The organism is Paenibacillus sp. (genome assembly GCF_048976745.1).
Classification (GTDB): Bacteria; Bacillota; Bacilli; order Paenibacillales; family Paenibacillaceae; genus Paenibacillus.
Genome location: NZ_JBHGUU010000005.1, coordinates 17457 through 35290, shown reverse-complemented (window position 1 = coordinate 35290; position 17834 = coordinate 17457). Strand labels below are relative to the sequence as shown.

Annotated in this window: 18 protein-coding genes; 14 read left to right on the top strand and 4 right to left on the bottom strand. The window is 47.1% G+C overall.

The window, feature by feature from the left end; genetic code table 11:
• Positions 1 to 10: 10 nt before the first annotated feature.
• Together ACE3K2_RS03905 and ACE3K2_RS03900 are read right to left on the bottom strand one after the other, a co-directional pair.
• The gene (locus tag ACE3K2_RS03905) at positions 11 to 922 is read right to left on the bottom strand and encodes a TIGR01777 family oxidoreductase (protein WP_421886966.1); all 912 of its coding nucleotides are present in this window, start codon (positions 920 to 922) and stop codon (positions 11 to 13) included.
• A gap of 157 nt (positions 923 to 1079) precedes the next feature.
• The gene (locus ACE3K2_RS03900) at positions 1080 to 1547 is read right to left on the bottom strand and encodes a DUF2621 domain-containing protein (RefSeq protein ID WP_176872741.1); all 468 of its coding nucleotides are present in this window, start codon (positions 1545 to 1547) and stop codon (positions 1080 to 1082) included.
• A gap of 169 nt (positions 1548 to 1716) precedes the next feature.
• Between ACE3K2_RS03900 and ACE3K2_RS03895 the strand changes: the two genes are divergently transcribed.
• Together ACE3K2_RS03895 and purU are read left to right on the top strand one after the other, a co-directional pair.
• On the top strand, positions 1717 to 2823 hold the full coding sequence (locus ACE3K2_RS03895) for a deoxyribonuclease IV (RefSeq protein ID WP_149846393.1): 1107 nt from the start codon (positions 1717 to 1719) through the stop codon (positions 2821 to 2823).
• Between the two features lie 43 nt (positions 2824 to 2866).
• Positions 2867 to 3760 carry a formyltetrahydrofolate deformylase gene (gene purU, locus ACE3K2_RS03890; protein ID WP_421886963.1) on the top strand — a complete coding sequence of 298 codons (894 nt, stop codon included), beginning with the start codon at positions 2867 to 2869 and terminating at the stop codon, positions 3758 to 3760.
• A gap of 74 nt (positions 3761 to 3834) precedes the next feature.
• On the opposite strand, the gene ACE3K2_RS03885 is transcribed toward purU, so the two are convergent.
• Entirely contained in the window at positions 3835 to 4314 is a 480-nt protein-coding gene (locus tag ACE3K2_RS03885) for a hypothetical protein (RefSeq protein WP_421886960.1), read from the bottom strand.
• A gap of 434 nt (positions 4315 to 4748) precedes the next feature.
• On the opposite strand from ACE3K2_RS03885, the gene tkt reads away from it, so the two are divergent.
• The 5 genes from tkt to ACE3K2_RS03860 all read left to right on the top strand — a co-directional run bounded on the left by tkt (position 4749) and on the right by ACE3K2_RS03860 (position 10389).
• A complete protein-coding gene (gene tkt, locus ACE3K2_RS03880; protein WP_340966351.1) occupies positions 4749 to 6791 on the top strand; it encodes a transketolase in 2043 nt (680 codons plus the stop codon).
• A 269-nt stretch (positions 6792 to 7060) separates the two neighbouring features.
• Positions 7061 to 7378 carry a pyrimidine/purine nucleoside phosphorylase gene (locus tag ACE3K2_RS03875; protein ID WP_017689983.1) on the top strand — a complete coding sequence of 106 codons (318 nt, stop codon included), beginning with the start codon at positions 7061 to 7063 and terminating at the stop codon, positions 7376 to 7378.
• A gap of 236 nt (positions 7379 to 7614) precedes the next feature.
• Positions 7615 to 8970, top strand: coding sequence for a glucose-6-phosphate isomerase (locus ACE3K2_RS03870; RefSeq protein ID WP_017689982.1), 1356 nt, complete (start codon positions 7615 to 7617; stop codon positions 8968 to 8970).
• Positions 8971 to 9148: 178 nt separating this feature from the next.
• On the top strand, positions 9149 to 9781 hold the full coding sequence (locus ACE3K2_RS03865; RefSeq protein WP_036669098.1) for a YigZ family protein: 633 nt from the start codon (positions 9149 to 9151) through the stop codon (positions 9779 to 9781).
• A gap of 5 nt (positions 9782 to 9786) precedes the next feature.
• A complete protein-coding gene (locus ACE3K2_RS03860) occupies positions 9787 to 10389 on the top strand; it encodes a TetR/AcrR family transcriptional regulator (RefSeq protein WP_017689980.1) in 603 nt (200 codons plus the stop codon).
• A 189-nt stretch (positions 10390 to 10578) separates the two neighbouring features.
• On the opposite strand, the gene ACE3K2_RS03855 is transcribed toward ACE3K2_RS03860, so the two are convergent.
• A complete protein-coding gene (locus ACE3K2_RS03855) occupies positions 10579 to 10980 on the bottom strand; it encodes a secondary thiamine-phosphate synthase enzyme YjbQ (RefSeq protein ID WP_091033577.1) in 402 nt (133 codons plus the stop codon).
• 495 nt (positions 10981 to 11475) lie between these two features.
• On the opposite strand from ACE3K2_RS03855, the gene cysT reads away from it, so the two are divergent.
• The 7 genes from cysT (at position 11476) to ACE3K2_RS03820 (ending at position 17823) form a co-directional block, all read left to right on the top strand.
• On the top strand, positions 11476 to 12291 hold the full coding sequence (gene cysT, locus ACE3K2_RS03850) for a sulfate ABC transporter permease subunit CysT (RefSeq protein WP_145146488.1): 816 nt from the start codon (positions 11476 to 11478) through the stop codon (positions 12289 to 12291).
• Positions 12288 to 13085 (top strand): sulfate ABC transporter permease subunit, encoded by a 798-nt coding sequence (locus ACE3K2_RS03845; protein ID WP_017689977.1) that lies wholly within the window; start codon positions 12288 to 12290, stop codon positions 13083 to 13085. Before cysT ends, ACE3K2_RS03845 begins: the two co-directional genes overlap by 4 nt.
• A 1-nt stretch (position 13086) precedes the next feature.
• Entirely contained in the window at positions 13087 to 14151 is a 1065-nt protein-coding gene (locus ACE3K2_RS03840) for a sulfate/molybdate ABC transporter ATP-binding protein (protein ID WP_036610770.1), read from the top strand.
• Between the two features lie 25 nt (positions 14152 to 14176).
• Positions 14177 to 15241 carry a sulfate ABC transporter substrate-binding protein gene (locus ACE3K2_RS03835; protein ID WP_421886953.1) on the top strand — a complete coding sequence of 355 codons (1065 nt, stop codon included), beginning with the start codon at positions 14177 to 14179 and terminating at the stop codon, positions 15239 to 15241.
• 162 nt (positions 15242 to 15403) lie between these two features.
• Positions 15404 to 15850 carry a hypothetical protein gene (locus tag ACE3K2_RS03830; RefSeq protein WP_421886950.1) on the top strand — a complete coding sequence of 149 codons (447 nt, stop codon included), beginning with the start codon at positions 15404 to 15406 and terminating at the stop codon, positions 15848 to 15850.
• Positions 15851 to 16024: 174 nt separating this feature from the next.
• Complete coding sequence (locus ACE3K2_RS03825) at positions 16025 to 16813, top strand: MBL fold metallo-hydrolase (RefSeq protein WP_421886946.1); 789 nt, start codon at positions 16025 to 16027, stop codon at positions 16811 to 16813.
• A gap of 137 nt (positions 16814 to 16950) precedes the next feature.
• Complete coding sequence (locus tag ACE3K2_RS03820) at positions 16951 to 17823, top strand: RNA polymerase sigma factor (RefSeq protein ID WP_421886943.1); 873 nt, start codon at positions 16951 to 16953, stop codon at positions 17821 to 17823.
• Positions 17824 to 17834: the final 11 nt, after the last annotated feature.

Sequence of the window (17834 nt, the reverse complement as noted above, 5' to 3'; positions counted from 1 at the left end):
TCTAGTTCAATCAGTCAGATAAACCGCGATGCTTCAGATCTTCCAGGGCCTGGGTTAAGGTAGGGAAGGTGAATTGGAATCCGTGGTCGAGTGCTTTTTGCGGAATGACTCTCTGCCCTTGAAGCAGAACAACGGATAGTTCACCAACTAAGGTTTTAATTAAGAAACCGGGTACGGGGAACCAGTGAGGGCGATGATACACCTTGCCTACTGTACGACCAAATTCATCATTGGTGACAGGGTTCGGTGAGGAAGCATTGACCGGACCTGACACCTGTTTATTTTGAATGCTAAAATCAATGAGTCTTACGATATCCATAATGTGAATCCAGCTAGTCCATTGCTTACCACTGCCGATCTTGCCACCAAAACCCAGCATGTAAGGGAGTTTCATCAATGGAAAAGCCCCTCTTTTATGTCCAAGAACCAGACTTACCCGAATTTTAACGAGTCTTACATTTTTGATTGCATCTGCAGCAACTTCCCATTGTTCCGAGACCCGGGACGGGAAGTTCATGGATTTTTGCGGACTGCTCTCGTCGAAGGTTTCATTAGGGGAGGTTCCATAGATGGCCATGGCAGAAGCCTGAACAACTACTTCCGGCTTTTGTTCCAGAGATTCCACCAATCGGGCTACCCGTGCTACGGTTGTTACTCTGGATTCAACAATCTCCAGCTTCGCCTTGGTTGTCCAACGTTGATTCAGCGTTTCTCCGGCAAGGTTAACGAGAGCATCCATACCTTCCAGCAAGTGAGGTTGTTCTTCGACTTGTTCCCACGATATATATGTAAGATTTTTACTTGGATTATGCAAGTCAGGCAGTTTTCGTGTAATAACTTTCACATGGTGCCCGGCTTGCAGCCAGTAATCTACAAGTGCTCCTCCCACAAATCCGGTACCTCCACAAATGGCAATTTTCATATCAAACATCCTCTCTGTATTTTCACTGCCCTGATATACACCCGTGAATCGACAAACAGCCCCGGACGGTAAGCAATGCCTGTTGGGAACGACTTACCTGACGGAGCATATCTGTAAATTAACCAAATCTATATATGGCTTAACTCATCTTTGAATTTTATTTAATCAAATGTTGATAAGGGGAATAATCGATTTTGTTTTTCTCCAAAAATTTCACCAAAAACTTATTATCCCGTTTTGGTGTGGCAATAATGTATCCTTTAATGCAATGATCTCTCGATACTTCCGTCGCGTTGTCTTCAACTGCAATTTTACCGATCTCTGCAGCAATGGAATGTTTGGCGATGTCACGAAATGGCCCAGGTACAGGCTCCACGAGTTGATCCAAAAAAGCTTTGGCTTCATCCGTCCACAAGTGACGGCTGGCTTCGACCCAATAATTCTGCCAATCCAGTTTGGACTTTCCGTCTGCTTTTGGCAGTACTTTTAAAAACTTGCGCATCATGAAAAATCCACCGATACACATGCTGCCAAGCAATAAAAAAGTCCAGAATGCGATCGTATTCATAAACCAATTGCTGGGGGAACTGCTGGTCAGTATCATCGCGTAGGAGTCGAAAATCATTGCGGAGTCACCTCGGTTCATTGATTTTCACGGAAAGACGGATCCGCCTACCCATGTTTCACATAGTAGCTGTCAAAAATAGCCTCTATCCCGAATTATAGCGCATTTCTAGATTTATTTCGATAATCGCGTTAGAATAAGGGATAATTCAGATTAAGGGGGATCAATAATGCTGAAAATCGGCTCCCACGTGTCCTTTTCGGACAAGGGATTATTGAGTGCAACGAAGGAAGCGTCCTCGTACGGTTCCAGTTCGTTTATGATATATACGGGTGCACCACAGAATACACGTCGCAAGCCAATTGAATCCATGTATATTGAAGAAGGCAAACTTGCCATGCAAGAGGGTGGAATGGAAGATATCGTTGTCCATGCCCCGTACATTATTAATCTCGGCTCTTACAAAGATAATACGTATAGACTTGCTGTAGATTTTCTTCAGGAAGAGATTCGTCGTACACATGCCATTGGTGTCAAAAACATCGTATTACATCCCGGCGCTTTTACAGATAAAGATGCCCACTATGGGATCGGACGGATCGCAGAAGGGTTGAATGAAGTGCTGGAAGGTGTGAAAGAGACAGATGTGAACATCGCTCTGGAAACCATGGCTGGCAAAGGTACGGAGATGGGTCGCAGTTTCGAAGAAATCGCTCAGATTATTGAGAAAGTAACGTATAACGAACGTCTGACTGTGTGTATGGATACATGCCACATTCATGATGCCGGATACGATATTGTTAACGATTTTGACGGTGTATTGGAGCAATTCGATCGCACTGTAGGACTTGACCGCATTGCCGTAATGCATATTAATGATAGTAAGAATGCGGTGGGTGCGCACAAGGACCGTCATACACCAATTGGCTCTGGCTGGATCGGGTTTGAGGCGATTAACCGCATCGTTAACCATGAGAAGCTTCAAGGCCGTCCATTTATTCTGGAGACACCTTGGATTGGCAAAGAGGCCAAAACACAGCGTCCAATGTATGAAGTGGAGATTGCGCTTCTTCGTGGGGATGTTGCTGGTCGATTCGGTCAGGAATTCCTAACAGAAGTAGAACAGTTGCAACACTTTTTCAAAGGTAAAGAGATTGAGTCCCGTTCGTATATTCTGGATGTGTGGACATTGCTCAAAAATGATGCCAAAGCCAAAAAGGCAGATCCGCGCGAACCGCTGGAGCGCCTCTATGACATGGTGACTGAAGCTGCTTTGTTCCCGCATTTGAATGAAGAACAACTGAATCATCGCTTGATTGCCTGGCTTGCGGGTTAACCCCCGTAGGTCATGGCTTAATTGAAGGAGGAAGAATAACCCGATGGAGATCCACGCTAAACAAGTACGCCCTGATTCTAAAAACCGCGCCAATCGTGCGCGCATGCTCATTTCCTGTCCGGATGGTCCAGGAATTGTTGCTGCCGTATCTCATTTCCTGCACCAGCATGGTGCAAACATTGTTCAGTCGGACCAGTACACCATGGACCCTGCTGGCGGCATGTTCTTTATGCGGATTGAGTTTGATCTTCCGGAATTGCTCCACAACCTGCCGAAACTGGAAGCTGATTTTGCAGAAGTGGCAAGCCGTTTCCAGATGGAATGGACGTTATCTGCGGTCAGCCGCAAGAAGAAACTGGCTATCTTTGTATCCAAAGAAGATCACTGTCTGGTTGAATTATTGTGGCAATGGCAGGCAGGCGACCTGGATGCCGATATTGCGCTTGTGGTCAGCAACCATCTGGACATGAAGGATTATGTAGAATCATTTGGCATTCCATATCATCATATTCCGGTTACAGCGGATACCAAGAAAGAAGCAGAACAGCGTCAACTGGACGTCATTGGCAATGATGTGGATGTGATCATTCTGGCTCGTTACATGCAGATCATCTCTCCCATGTTCATTGAGCACTATCGTAATCGAATCATTAATATCCACCATTCGTTCCTGCCAGCCTTTGTGGGTGGTAAACCGTATGCGCAGGCGTACAACCGTGGTGTCAAAATTATTGGTGCGACAGCGCACTATGTTACGGAAGAACTGGATGGCGGCCCGATTATTGAACAGGATGTGCAGCGTGTAAGCCACGGGGACGATGTAACCGAGTTGAAGCGTATTGGACGTACCATTGAGCGTGTTGTGCTTGCACGTGCCGTGAAATGGCATGTCGAAGACCGTGTTCTTGTTCATGAAAATAAAACCGTTGTATTTTAAGCTCATGCTTTAATACTGTGCAAGGTTGATTCGGAACCACATAATAGACTAACAAAAAGGCGACCCCAATTCGTTTACGAAGCGGGAGTCGCTTTTTTTGCATTCATAATATACTTTCCGCACAAGCCAAGCACGATACCAAACAGCAGATGACCAACAATCCAATAGATGATGGCGGCCACATCGTACAGGTCTGGTACACGTGATGACAATGGAGAGAGTGGAATGTATAGCAGGGATGAAGCGGCACCGAGTAAGACTCCTTTGAACATGGGATGCCCTGTGCGCCGTATCCACCACACATAGAAGATGCCGATCAAAACGGACACAACTAGATGCAGAGAAAATTCAATCCATTCGGGCAAGGTTGGTGGAAGAACAGGGACAAAATCGATATTCAGCAGCAGGGTATACACTTGTTCACCTGTGTTGGCCTGAATCACTTTAAGGAAAAATCCCAGGATAACTCCCGAGAGAACCCCCGTTAAAATACCGGATATCCAGGGTAATGAGTGTTTTACCGATGTTGATGGGTGAGCTGCAGGATCTGGCATGATCGCAACCTCCTATGATTGACGTATGTACATCTGAAAAGTAAACCATAGCCCAACTTTCGAATCCATATTCAGGAACATTATATGTGAATTGAGGATGAATATCTAAAAAATGCATGGTTTTCAGGTTAAAGGTTATACTTCATGCGATGGATTTGTGAGGCTCCTTAAGTCTGCTTTTGGAATTTAGTACCTTTTAAAGTACGATTTTTGCTTGATTGGCCAAGGATTATTCATCACAAACAACCGATTTTTCATGAACTTCTCAAAGAAGGTTATGGAAAAGCTTCACGCCAAGTGATACAATACAAAAGTGAATAAGTCAAAATGAAACACTCAAGCGGATTCACTTATTGTGAAATTCGGTTTGCTTGTATGATGAGAGGGATTCGCTTGCGCACCCGACTTATCTAAAGACATGAGGAGGACAAACCATGACTGACAAGAACGAAGCGATTCAAAAGGACGAGAACAGCACGATCGACAACCTGTCGATTACTACCGTACGTACTTTGGCGATTGATGCAATTGAGAAGGCAAATTCCGGACATCCGGGTATGCCTATGGGCTCCGCTCCAATGGGGTACCAACTTTTTGCAAAAACGATGACTCATAACCCGGACCACCCAACTTGGGTTAACCGGGACCGTTTTGTCCTGTCTGCAGGACATGGCTCCATGTTGCTGTACAGCTTGCTGCACCTGAGCGGATATGATCTTCCAATGGAAGAACTGAAACAGTTCCGTCAATGGGGAAGCAAAACACCGGGTCACCCGGAATTCGGACATACTGCAGGTGTTGATGCAACTACCGGCCCACTGGGTCAAGGTATTGCAATGGCTGTAGGTATGGCGATGGCTGAAGCTCAACTGGGCGCAACATACAATAAAGACAAGTTCAACGTTGTTGACCACTACACTTACGCAATCTGTGGTGATGGCGACTTGATGGAAGGCGTATCGCATGAATCTGCTTCCCTGGCTGGACGTTTGCACTTGGGCAAATTGATCATGTTGTTCGACTCCAATGACATCACACTCGATGGTAAATTGGATCTGTCTTCTTCCGAAAGCATCGCGAAGCGTTTTGAAGCTTATGGCTGGCAAGTGCTGCGTGTTGAAGATGGTAACGATCTGCCTGCAATCGAAAAAGCAATTCAGGAAGGTCAAGCAGATACATTGCGTCCTACACTGATTGAAGTTAAAACGGTTATCGGTTATGGTAGCCCGAACAAACAAGGTAAAGGCGGCCACGGCGGTACTCACGGATCTCCACTGGGTGCAGACGAAGCCAAATTGACTAAAGAGTATTACAAATGGGTATATGAAGAAAACTTCCACGTACCAGCTGAAGTTCGCGATCACTTTGCTCAAGTGAAAGATCGCGGTATCTCTGCTAACAAAGCTTGGGACGAGAAATTTGCCGAATACAAAAAAGCATACCCTGAGCTGGCAGCTCAATTCGAAACAGCGATTAACGGCGACCTTCCAGAAGGTTGGGACCGTGATCTTCCTAAATATGCAGCAACAGACAAAGCGCTCTCCACTCGTGTAGCATCTGGTAACGCTCTGAACGGTTTGGCACACAACGTGCCACAACTGACAGGTGGATCTGCTGACTTGGAAAGCTCCACAATGACTCACTTGAACAACCTGGAGAACTTCACACCTGAAGATTACTCCGGCCGTAACATCTACTTCGGTATCCGTGAATTCGGTATGGCTGGAGCAATGAACGGTATGGCACTGCACAGCGGTGTGAAAGTATTCGGAGGTACGTTCTTCGTATTTACCGATTACCTGCGTCCGGCTGTTCGTCTGGCTGCCCTGATGGGATTGCCTGTAACGTATGTTCTGACTCACGACAGTATCGCTGTTGGTGAAGATGGTCCTACACACGAACCGATCGAGCAACTGGCATCCCTGCGTATCATTCCTAACCTGACGGTGATTCGTCCGGCTGACGGTAATGAAACTTCGGCTGCTTGGGCTTACGCGCTTGAGAACAAGAGCAACCCGGTTGCACTCGTACTCACTCGTCAAAACCTGCCGATCCTCGAAGGTACCGTTGAAGGTTCACGTGAGAACGTGAAACGTGGTGCTTATGTTGTCTCTGATGCAAAAGATGGCAAAGCGGTAGCACAAATCATCGCTACAGGTTCTGAAGTGCAATTGGCTGTTAAAGCTCAAGCAGCACTTGCAGAGCAAGGCATCCAAGTTCGCGTAATCAGCATGCCAAGCTGGGATCTGTTCGAGAAACAAGACAAAGCTTACAGAGAGTCCGTTCTTCTTCCGGATGTTAAAGCTCGTCTTGCGATTGAAATGGCTTATCCAATGGGCTGGGAGAAATATGTTGGAGATCAAGGTGACATTCTCGGAATCAGCACATTCGGTGCTTCCGCGCCTGGCGACCGTGTTATCCAAGAGTACGGCTTTACAGTGGATAACGTGGTTAGCCGCGTAAAAGCATTGCTGTAATAGAGGTTGTTCAAAAAGTCTGCATTTGATTACGAAGGATGCCTCACGGCATCATCAGTGTCGAAGATGGGATTCAGCCGAAAAGCACTGAAAACCTTGACTTTTTGAACACGCACTTATAGCTTCATAAACGCTGCTATGGTTGGGAGGGCATCATGCTGTCCTGATCCATGGCAGCAAGTTATTTCCGCAGAACATGGGCGGTGATTCGTTATCGCCCTGATCTGTTTTGCCTTTTGTTTTCATTAACTTCAGGGGAGCGGGTACGCATGTCACAATTCGATCAAGTCAGTGTAGTGAAAGAGGCCAACATTTATTATGATGGTCAAGTAACCAGCAGAACGGTTATTTTGGGGGATGGCAGCAAAGTGACTCTGGGCATCATGCTTCCAGGCAGTTATGAGTTCGGTACGGATTCTCGTGAAATTATGGAGATTCTGTCCGGAGATCTGAAAGTATTGCTTCCCGGAGAAGAAGAGTGGCAAGAGATTCAAGGTCAAGCTACGTTCCACGTGCCTGCCGAATCCAAATTTAAACTGGAGATACGCAGCGTTACTGACTACGTCTGCTCGTACCCGGCGGAATAACATAAGAAGGGTAAGCAGAACCGCAACCTGCGGATTCGGTTTACCCTTTTTACTTCTTGAATTCTAACGACAAAGTTCGAGCTGCAAGCTTGTCAGCCCCGTGGATTTGAAGTATCCTTAAGGCAAGTTGTTTAGAATGGAATACGGACATAATATAAGATGTTGTTCAAGAAGTCCGCTTTTGATTACAAAGTTTGAACACGCACTATAATCGAAATCAGGAGGTTTTTGAGATCATGGCAAAAAAAGTGACATTTGACTATAGCACGGCATTGCAATTTGTAAATCAGCACGAAGTGGACTATTTCGCTGAACCGATTCGTCTGGCTCACGAGCAGCTTCACAACGGAACAGGAACAGGCTCCGATTATCTGGGCTGGATTGACCTGCCAACAGCTTATGACAAAGAAGAGTTCGCCCGCATTCAAAAAGCGGCTGCCAAAATCCAAAGCGACTCCGAAGTACTGATTGTGATCGGTATCGGTGGATCATACCTGGGTGCACGTGCAGCGATTGAAATGTTGACACATTCTTTCTATAACAATCTGCCAAAAGACAAACGCAAAACGCCTGAAATCTATTTTGCAGGAAACAATATCAGTTCCACATATGTAACTCATTTGCTGGATCTGGTTGAAGGCAAAGATTTCTCCGTAAACGTCATCTCCAAATCCGGTACAACAACAGAGCCGGCTATTGCTTTCCGTATCTTCCGTGCAGCTCTGGAAGAGAAATATGGCAAAGAAGAAGCTCGTAAACGCATCTATGCTACAACTGACAAAGCACGTGGTGCACTGAAAGAATTGGCGAATGCCGAAGGATATGAATCTTTCATTATCCCGGATGATGTAGGTGGACGTTACTCCGTTCTGACAGCTGTAGGTTTGCTGCCAATCGCAGCAGCGGGTATCAGCATCGAAGAAATGATGCAAGGTGCGGCTGATGCATCCAAAGAATACAGCAACCCGAACGTAGCAGAGAATGAGGCTTATCAATATGCTGCTGTTCGTAACGCTTTGTATCGCAAAGGCAAAGGCACGGAGATTCTTGTAAACTATGAGCCTTCCCTGCACTTCGTGTCCGAGTGGTGGAAACAGTTATTCGGAGAGAGTGAAGGTAAAGACTACAAAGGGATCTATCCTGCATCTGTTGATTTCTCTACAGACTTGCACTCCATGGGTCAATTCATCCAGGAAGGTAGCCGAAATATCTTCGAAACTGTTATCCAGGTTACTGAAGTTGCTGAGCATATCTCAATCAAATCCGATCCGGACGATCTGGATGGTTTGAACTTCCTTGAAGGCAAAACTATGGACTTTGTAAACAAAAAAGCGTTCCAGGGAACACTGCTTGCACATACGGATGGTCAAGTACCAAACCTGATTGTGAACATTCCAGATATGACTCCATATTCTTTCGGATATCTGGTATACTTCTTTGAAAAAGCATGCGGTATCAGTGGCTACTTGCTGGGCGTCAATCCATTTGACCAACCAGGCGTGGAAGCTTACAAGAAAAATATGTTCGCATTGCTGGGCAAACCAGGCTTTGAAGAAGAGAAAGCAGCGCTCGAAGCGAGACTTTCCGAATAATTCATCGGTCTGCTCATATAGTTGAATAAGGTAATGTAAATCTAACCGGGAATCACTGTTCAAGTAAGATGCAGGGTTTCCCCGGATGTAGATAACCAGGGCAGTTCGTCCGCGTTCGCGCGGTGAACTGCTTTCTTGTAAAATGGACTCAGGAAAAGATAAGAAAGTTGGATTTGGGATGATTGAACGTTATCGCACGGTTCGAGGACCGGGCAATCTGGAAATTGTAATCAAGAAGTCGCGATTTATCGGTCATATTATGCCGGTCACGACAGAGGAAGAAGCTGTTGCTTTTATCGATGAGATCAAGAAAAAACATTGGAATGCGACTCACAACTGCTCTGCGTACATGATTGGGGAGCGGGATGAGATCCAGAAGCAATCCGATGACGGGGAACCCAGCGGAACAGCAGGGAAACCCATTCTTGAAGTGATCAAAAATCAGAAATTAAAAAATGTGGCAATTGTAGTTACGCGATACTTTGGGGGAATTATGCTTGGAGCCGGTGGGTTAATTCGTGCTTATACGGATGGTGCTGTAGCAGCCATTGAAGCCGGAGAAGCCATTACCAACGTGCTGCATCGTGAAGTGTTTGTTGAACTGGATTATACGTGGCTGGGTAAAGTGGAAAATGAGTTAAGAAGCCGGGAAGTCCGTACAGGTGAAACTGGATTCACCGATAAGGTTACGTTGACTTGTCTTCCGCCGGATAGTGAAACCGAGGCATTTATAGCCTGGATCACGGATTTGACGCAAGGGCAATCCCGGATCACGGAGGGACAGCGGCTTTATTTTATTGAAGGGGAATAAAATATATGGCTAGAAGAGCAGTCGAACAGGAGTTGTCGAGGGAGCGGATACTGGAGGCGGCGAGGCACCTTTTTATTACCAAAGGATACCGCGCCATTTCGATGCGAAGCATCGGCCAGCATCTGGGCTATAGTCATGGGTCGCTGTATTATCACTTTAAGGAAAAGGCAGAGCTGTTCTATGCCATCGTGGTTGAAGATTTTAATCATCTGGGGCATTTGCTGCTGCAAGCTATGGTCAGGCCGGTTCGTGATGATGTGAGCAAGGTAGAGCACATTATGATGGAGTTTATTCGTTTTGGTCTGGAGAACCCATATCAATACGAAATTATGTTTATGATCAGGGACGAAGAACTGTTGTCTTATTGTCGTACCGAACAGGGACGCTGCTTCGAATTGTTTGCATCGATTATAAGGCAGTATATGAATGAAGAGAACTGTACGGAAGAGGATATTCAAAGGGTACCGCGTACGCTATTTTTGGCTATGCACGGATTCATTTCTTATTACATTCAGGACCGTTTAACGTTTGTGGAGATTGAATCTTCTGCGCTGTCTCATGTCAAAGTGCTGTGCCGCAATTTGGGTCAGCAGCCTGGCGTCCAATAATGGCGCTATTGTTGCACCCCTACACTTCAGGGCGGTGATTTGTCATAACTTTAATTCTTTATAACGTTATCTCGCGAAAGTTAATATGCGCAGCTGACCAAGTCAGGCGGCTCCGACCCGGAATGAGGGTGGACCGCCTGTTTGTGTTGTCAAAAATGAATGAGTAGGCGGCAGGTCTATTGGACCCAACTAACCTTCCATGATTTTGAGAAAATATTCCCGCTCACGTGGTCCATCGAATTCGCAAAAGTAAATGCCTTGCCAGCGGCCAAGCAGCAGTCTGCCTTCATGAATAATCACCGTCTGTGATGGCCCTGTTGTGATCGATTTGAGGTGAGAGGCTGTATTGCCTTCAGCATGTCGATACTCGGGATGCTCCCAAGGGTACACTTCGTCCAGGCGCAACAAGACATCGTGTTTTACATCCGGATCTGCATTTTCATTGATGGCAATACCTGCTGTCGTATGTGGACAGTAGATGAGTACCGTCCCGTTCTGAACCCCGCTACGCTGGACAACCTGCTTCACGTCCCATGTGATATCCTTCATTTCATCTCGTGTGGACGTGGATATATTCTTCGTATATAACATGTTTAGATCGCTCCTTATCATCTCTGTTCTTACCCTCGATTGTACCTTAACCACTACATACCAAACAAACCACATATGCAAATAAAAGAGCAAATCGCATGATAACGGAGAGGACAGAAATAACCTGAAGAAGCGGAAGCTCAAAGCTTTCTGTAAGAAAGCTGCTTCGGAAGCATAAGCTTCGCCTTTATCACCGGATTTCCCATTAAAAAAGGGGATCAAAGAAATCTGGGGATAACAGTGACCGGAAGGTTGTTCTGGCCGCGCAGTGTGCAGTGCGATTTTTAGAAATCGATCTCATATGTGCCCCAATTTTATTCAATAAAAGCATTGACGATTAGCACTGCAAACTGGTAAAGTATCAGAAAAGCAAAACCAAGTAGACTAATGGGAATAATGTTAAAGAAATATCATCCAACTTAGGAAAAATGTCGTATTGAAACCAGGAAGACTGCCGACCGGAGCTAAAGCCGGAGGCTGGGAGGGAACGCAGCAATGAATACCGTTCTTCGTCACAAGGGATGGACTTGGGGATTTCGCAGTACCGTATTGTTATATTTTATCGTACTTATTGTACTTCCAATCATCGGTGTATACGTCAATTCCTTCTCCGAAGGATGGAGCAATTTTGCTCAGAGCATTATGGACCCCATCGCGTGGAAAGCCGTACTGCTGACGATTCGATTGGCCGTCATTGCCACGCTGATCAATGTGGTTCTGGGCACGATGATCGCTTGGGTGTTGACCAGGTATCGCTTTGTGGGTCGATCGTTTCTTAACAGTCTGGTTGATCTCCCGTTTGCACTGCCAACAGCGGTGGGCGGCTTGATGATTATGCTGCTTTTGGGTCCGGTCAGTGCTATCGGGAAATTGGCAGAATCCATGGGATTTGAGATTGTATTTCACCAGCCCGCAATTGTTATCGCGATGACCTTTGTGACGTTTCCGTTTGTGATCCGTGCAGTGCAGCCTTTGCTGGAAGAAATCGATCCTTCTGAGGAAGAGGCCTCGTACACGATGGGGGCATCCAAGGCTCGCACGTTCATGCAGGTTATTCTGCCGTCCATGGCACCTGGCATGATCAGTGGGGGGATGCTCGCTTTCTCCAGAGGACTGGCTGAATTCGGGGCTGTTGTGCTGGTGGCTGGTAACATTCCGGGAAGAACACTGACCGCTTCCGTATTTATCTACGGGGAGATTGAAAGTGATAACCCAACGGGAGCCGCTGCTGTATCCGTGTTGCTCCTGACGCTCTCCTTCCTGATCCTCTGGTTGATCAATCTGGTGCAGATGCGGGGGAGAAGACGATGAGACGACTCTTAATCGGACTGACGTTTGCGGTATTTATTGTACTGTTGATCATCCCGCTTGGACGCATTTTTATTGGCGCATTTGAAGACGGGGCAGGTGGATTCCTGAAAGGTCTGATGCGCCCTGAGGCGTTACACGCTTTGATGATGACCGGACTGGTGGTCCTGGTAGTCACCCTGTTAAATACATTGTTTGGCATCATGATGGCTCTGTATCTGGTTCGTGCCGGATGGCTGAGTGAACGGATAAAAGGGCTGCTGAACAGCATTGTAGACCTGCCTTATGCCGTATCTCCTGTCATTGGCGGTTTAATGATTGTATTGATGTTGGGACCTAACAGCATTATGGGCGCTTTTTTTGAAGGAATTGGATTCAATGTGGTCTATGCCTTCCCGGGTATGGTGATTGCAACGTTATTTGTTACTTTTCCACTGATGGTCAGAGAGGTTATGCCTGTCCTGCAGGAACTCGGTTCACAGCAAGAGGAGGCCGCATCTACACTTGGCGCCTACGGCTGGAGAACGTTCTGGAGTGTGACATGGCCTTCGATCCGGTGGGCGGTAGTGTATGGTCTGGTGTTGACGGTTGCGCGCTCACTGGGGGAATTCGGTGCAGTGCTGGTTGTATCCGGTAATATTATGAACAAAACGCAGACGGCAACAACGCTGGTGTATCAGGATGTTGAGAATTTTAATGTCGCTGCCGCAAATGGTGTGGCATTGGTGCTGGTCACCTTCTCCGTCGGGCTGCTGCTCATGATGGAATGGGCCAAGAAGCGAAAGGAAGTGCATTGATATGCATGTAGAAGTCCGTGATCTGAACAAACATTTCGGTGATTTTCATGCGGTAAAAGATGTCTCATTCGATATTGCCAAAGGCCATCTGATCGGTCTGCTTGGACCCAGCGGAGGCGGGAAGACGTCCATTCTGCGGATGCTTGCGGGTCTGGAAAATCCAGGTTCCGGAGAGATTCGCTTTCACGGAAAAGTCGTGAACCATCTGCCTCCACAGGAGCGGGGCATCGGATTTGTATTCCAGAACTATGCCTTGTTCAAACATATGACGGTATTTGAGAATATCGCTTTTGGACTTAAGGTCAAGAAGACGCCAAAAGCCCAGATCCGTGATCGGGTTATGGAGCTTGTTGAACTGACCGGGTTAAAAGGTTTTGAACAGCGTTATCCACATCAGTTGTCTGGTGGGCAGCGTCAGCGTGTTGCTTTTGCCAGAGCACTCGCCCCGGAGCCGCAACTGTTATTGCTGGATGAACCGTTTGCGGCTATTGATGCCAAGATTCGTCAGGAACTGCGTTCATGGTTGCGAGAGCTAATCGAGCGTGTGGGAATCACTTCGATCTTTGTAACGCATGACCAGGATGAAGCAATTGAAGTCGCGGACGAGATTATGATTATCAGCCAAGGTCGTCTGGAACAGAAGGGCACACCTTGGGATATCTACAAAAACCCGCAGACACCGTTTGTTGCTACATTTATCGGGGAGTCTACGGTTGTGGAGGATGCTTCCCAGCTGAAAGGATTTGAACATGCCGTCGAGGGTGAACATACCAAAGCGCTTATTCGACCGGAGTATATTGAGATCGGCTTGAAAAACGAGTTCACCATGCTGTCTGCAACGGAAAAAGGGACCGTCAAACATCTTCATTTCCGCGGCAGTGAATGGATGGTGGAGGTGGACGTACAGGGGCATAAGTTAATCACCTATCGTTCCCTGGAGAAAACGACCTTGGAGATTGGTCAACAAATTCGCGTCCTTGTACACCGTGCATACCTGTTCAATGACTCCAACAGTTGGGTGGTTGAGAACCGACTGAAGGAAGATCCGATGCCGGTGATGATTTAGATCAAGTGGAAGAAGGGGGCTGCCCATGCAGACGAGGAAGAAGAAAGTCAACCTGTTATATGTCGCCCTCATGCTTCTGCTCGTCTGCATGACCGTTGGATGCAGCAAGCAGGAGGAGTCAAGCCAACAGAATGAGCCTGCTGGTACCGATTCATCCAATACACTGGTGATTGGTGCTTATAGTGTAGCAAAAGACGCTGTAGGCGAATTGCTGCCCAAGTTCCAGGAGGAATGGAAGGCGAAGACCGGACAGACGATCAACTTCCAGGAGTCCTATGAAGCTTCGGGTACACAGGCAAGAGCCATCGTGGGTGGATTCGAGGCGGATGTGGCCTTGCTCGCGATGGAGAGTGATATCGACAAGCTGGTCAAAGCCGATCTGGTTAGCCCCGATTGGAAACAGACCCCTCATGAGGGCATGATCACCCGTTCGATTGTTGTTCTGGGCACCAGAGCTGGCAACCCGCTTGGAATTCATGATTTTCAGGATTTAACCAAGCCGGGAGTGAAGGTACTTTACCCTAATCCTAAGACATCCGGGGGCGCACAATGGGACATTAATGCCATTTACGGTGCCGGATTGAAGCTGTCGGAGGAGCAAGAGGGAAAGAAAGATCCTGCCGCAGCCAAGGCTTTTCTTGAACAGGTACATCGTAACGTTGAATCATTGGACAAGAGTGGCCGTTCTTCAATGGCGGCATTTGAATATGGTGTGGGTGATGTAATCGTCACGTATGAAAATGAATTGCTTGCCCGGATTGCCAAAGGTGTAGATTATGATATCGTCATTCCGAAAAATACGATCTTGATTGAGAACCCGGCAGTTGTGGTGAATAAGTATGCCGATAAACATGGGAATCGTGAACTGGCGGAAGCTTTTGTCGCATATCTGCGTACACCGGAAGCACAGCGAATTTTTGCCAAGCATGGTTTTCGTTCCGTAGATCCGGATGTATTTGCACAGACCGAGTCCACATTCCCAACGCCTGAAGGACTGTTTGATATCAACTATCTGGGTGGATGGGACGAGGTACGCAGTACGTTGTACTCCAAACGCGGCGTGTGGTATCAGGTGCTCGCAGGAATATGATATGAGTATTGCTGGAGCAATCGAATAGGTAACCGAACATGTGGATACTAAACCTTCATTTCAATAGAAGTAGAGATGGAGGTTTTTTACTGCCAAAAGGATATAATAGAGGTATACTAAATCATGATTGTTACATAGTACTAGCAGGAAGGTGTGAGTTGGATGAGTGCAGAGATCAAATTATCCCAAAGTACAGCGATTCGACTGGAGCAGGCCCGCGGTAAGGGGATGCCTGAGGAAGAACTTTTAAAAGCCATTCAAGCCAAAGACGTTTCCGCTTTTGACGCCGTGTCTGAAGAGGAATACAGATATAACGAATTTTTCTCGTATGCGGACGAGCATGGTGAAAATCTGGAGGCAGCAGTAAAAGACGGCTACCGGATTACCTTTAACACACGTGGTGGACTCGGAATCTGGTTGGAAAAGGCATTTAAGGTGCAGCCGGAGAAAGACTTCACGGTGGGTGAAGGAATCGTTACCGGGTTGCAATTGAAACCGGAGCAGGCAGAAGTGCTGGCGAAGCGGCTTGCATCCAACTGGGTGATTACGGATTCGAAGGATGTACCTGCGGGGCAGGAATTGACATTGAAACTGCGAGCACTGGTGTAAATTGAGCCTACGCTCCCGAATGGAGCGAGCATGGCGATGAAGGTCTGACGGTGAACAGTCAGACCATGGACTGTCCCGAATTGCAGTGAGAACTGCAGCGGGATGGTCTTTTTTTTGCAAAAACAGGGGTGGACGATTACAATTTACATATTATTCATTCAGGGGGAATGCAGATTGAATCAGCTAACATTTCTGGGCACGGGCGATGCGATGGGCGTTCCACGTGTATATTGTGATTGCGACGTATGTACAGAGGCGAGGCTTACGGGAGAGAATAAACGGAAACGCTCTTCTGTTCTGATTGACAGTGGTGACGATGGTGCGAGTGAACAGTTCATGATTGACTGCGGGCCGGACTGGAGATCACAGATGGAGGATCAGGGATTGCGTATGGTGCATACGCTACTCATCACGCATGCCCATTTTGACCATATTGGCGGATTACCGGAATGGGCAGATGCGTGCCGCTGGTTGGGTGTAAAGGGACGTTTGTATGCACCGCGTGAAGTGATTGCGACCATTCAGGGACAGTTTCCATGGTTGGGGCGTCATATGGACTTTCTGGAAACGGATGATGATATTGAACTCAGTGGCTGGAAGGTTCATTCCTGGAAAGTATGCCATGGGCATAACGGGTATTCGTACGCGTATCGGCTGGATCGGGTTGGGTATAGCTGGGCGTACTGTTCAGATGCCATTGACCTGAAAACATCCGAGAAAGAGCCGTTGCACGGATTGGATCTGTTGGTGCTCGGAACAAGCTTTGTGCATGAACTTGCGGAATTCTCAACACGTTCCGTGTATGATATGCGCGAGGCGCAGGAGCTGTTGCGAGAATTGAAACCGGGTCATACCTATTTTACACATATGTCTCATGACGTTGATGTAAGGCAGAAGTATAATTTGGATCACGACATTACGATTGCCCTTACTGGGATGAAGGTGCCGCTTGGAACCTTATAGTTTGAAACGAATGTGTAACTCAACTTGAAGAATTGTAATAAAAATAAATGAAGAAGAGCGTATCCTTTACAAGGGGTTCTTCGTTTACATAGTGTAAGTCAAAATCAATCAGGAACCAACAAAGGGGGGCCCCCAAGATGGCCTTTGTGAAGTCCGTGGATTGCAGAATCAACAGACCACATGATGATGGTAAACCAAATAAATCCTATACTGAAACCGGTGGTAACGCCGGAACAAACCAATTGAACCAAAGCATTCATGCGCGATTACCCGAACTGATGGGTTCGTTGTATGCGTACTGTTTATCGCTGACGAAATCCGTTCCAGAGACGGAGGATCTGGTTCAGGAGACCTGTCTCAAAGTATTGTCGTCGAATGTGGTTGGATCTTCCGGGATGAATAAAGATATAAACTGGGAAGCTTATCTGATCCGTATTGCACGCAACAGCTGGATTGATATTTTACGTCAGCGGGAGAGATTGGCCTATAAACTGGACAGCTTGAAGCCGCTCCTGCATGAAATGGAGGAAGAAGGGCGATTCGAGGAATTGGAGTCTGCCGTTCAACTTCTTGTAGATAAGCTACCACCTTGGCAGCGAGTGATATATGTATTACGTGAATTAATGGGTTATAAGGCGGCTGAGACTGCGGAAATGTTGGATACGACTGAAGGCGCTGTGAAAGCGGCGTTAAGTCGTGCCCGCTCTGCGATAGCCGAGGTGAGGCACAAGATGGAACAATCGGACGGTGAATTGCAGTATGAAGAGGGCGCAGTGGAGGACAATCGGGAGGAACTGCGCAGTTATCTGCTGGCATTTCGTAATGGAGATACAGCCCGAATTATTGATCTGTGCCTGAATCGGTCGGATGATCCGATGGCTGTGGCGGGGACGATTTTGCAGCAAACTTTGCCGTCTCCATCCATGCAGCCAATGATGTACGGGTACTCCACTTCTGGTATGAACTCGATGTCGTATGGAGGCGGGTACACGGTCACCATGGTTGCCTAAACCGAGGAGGC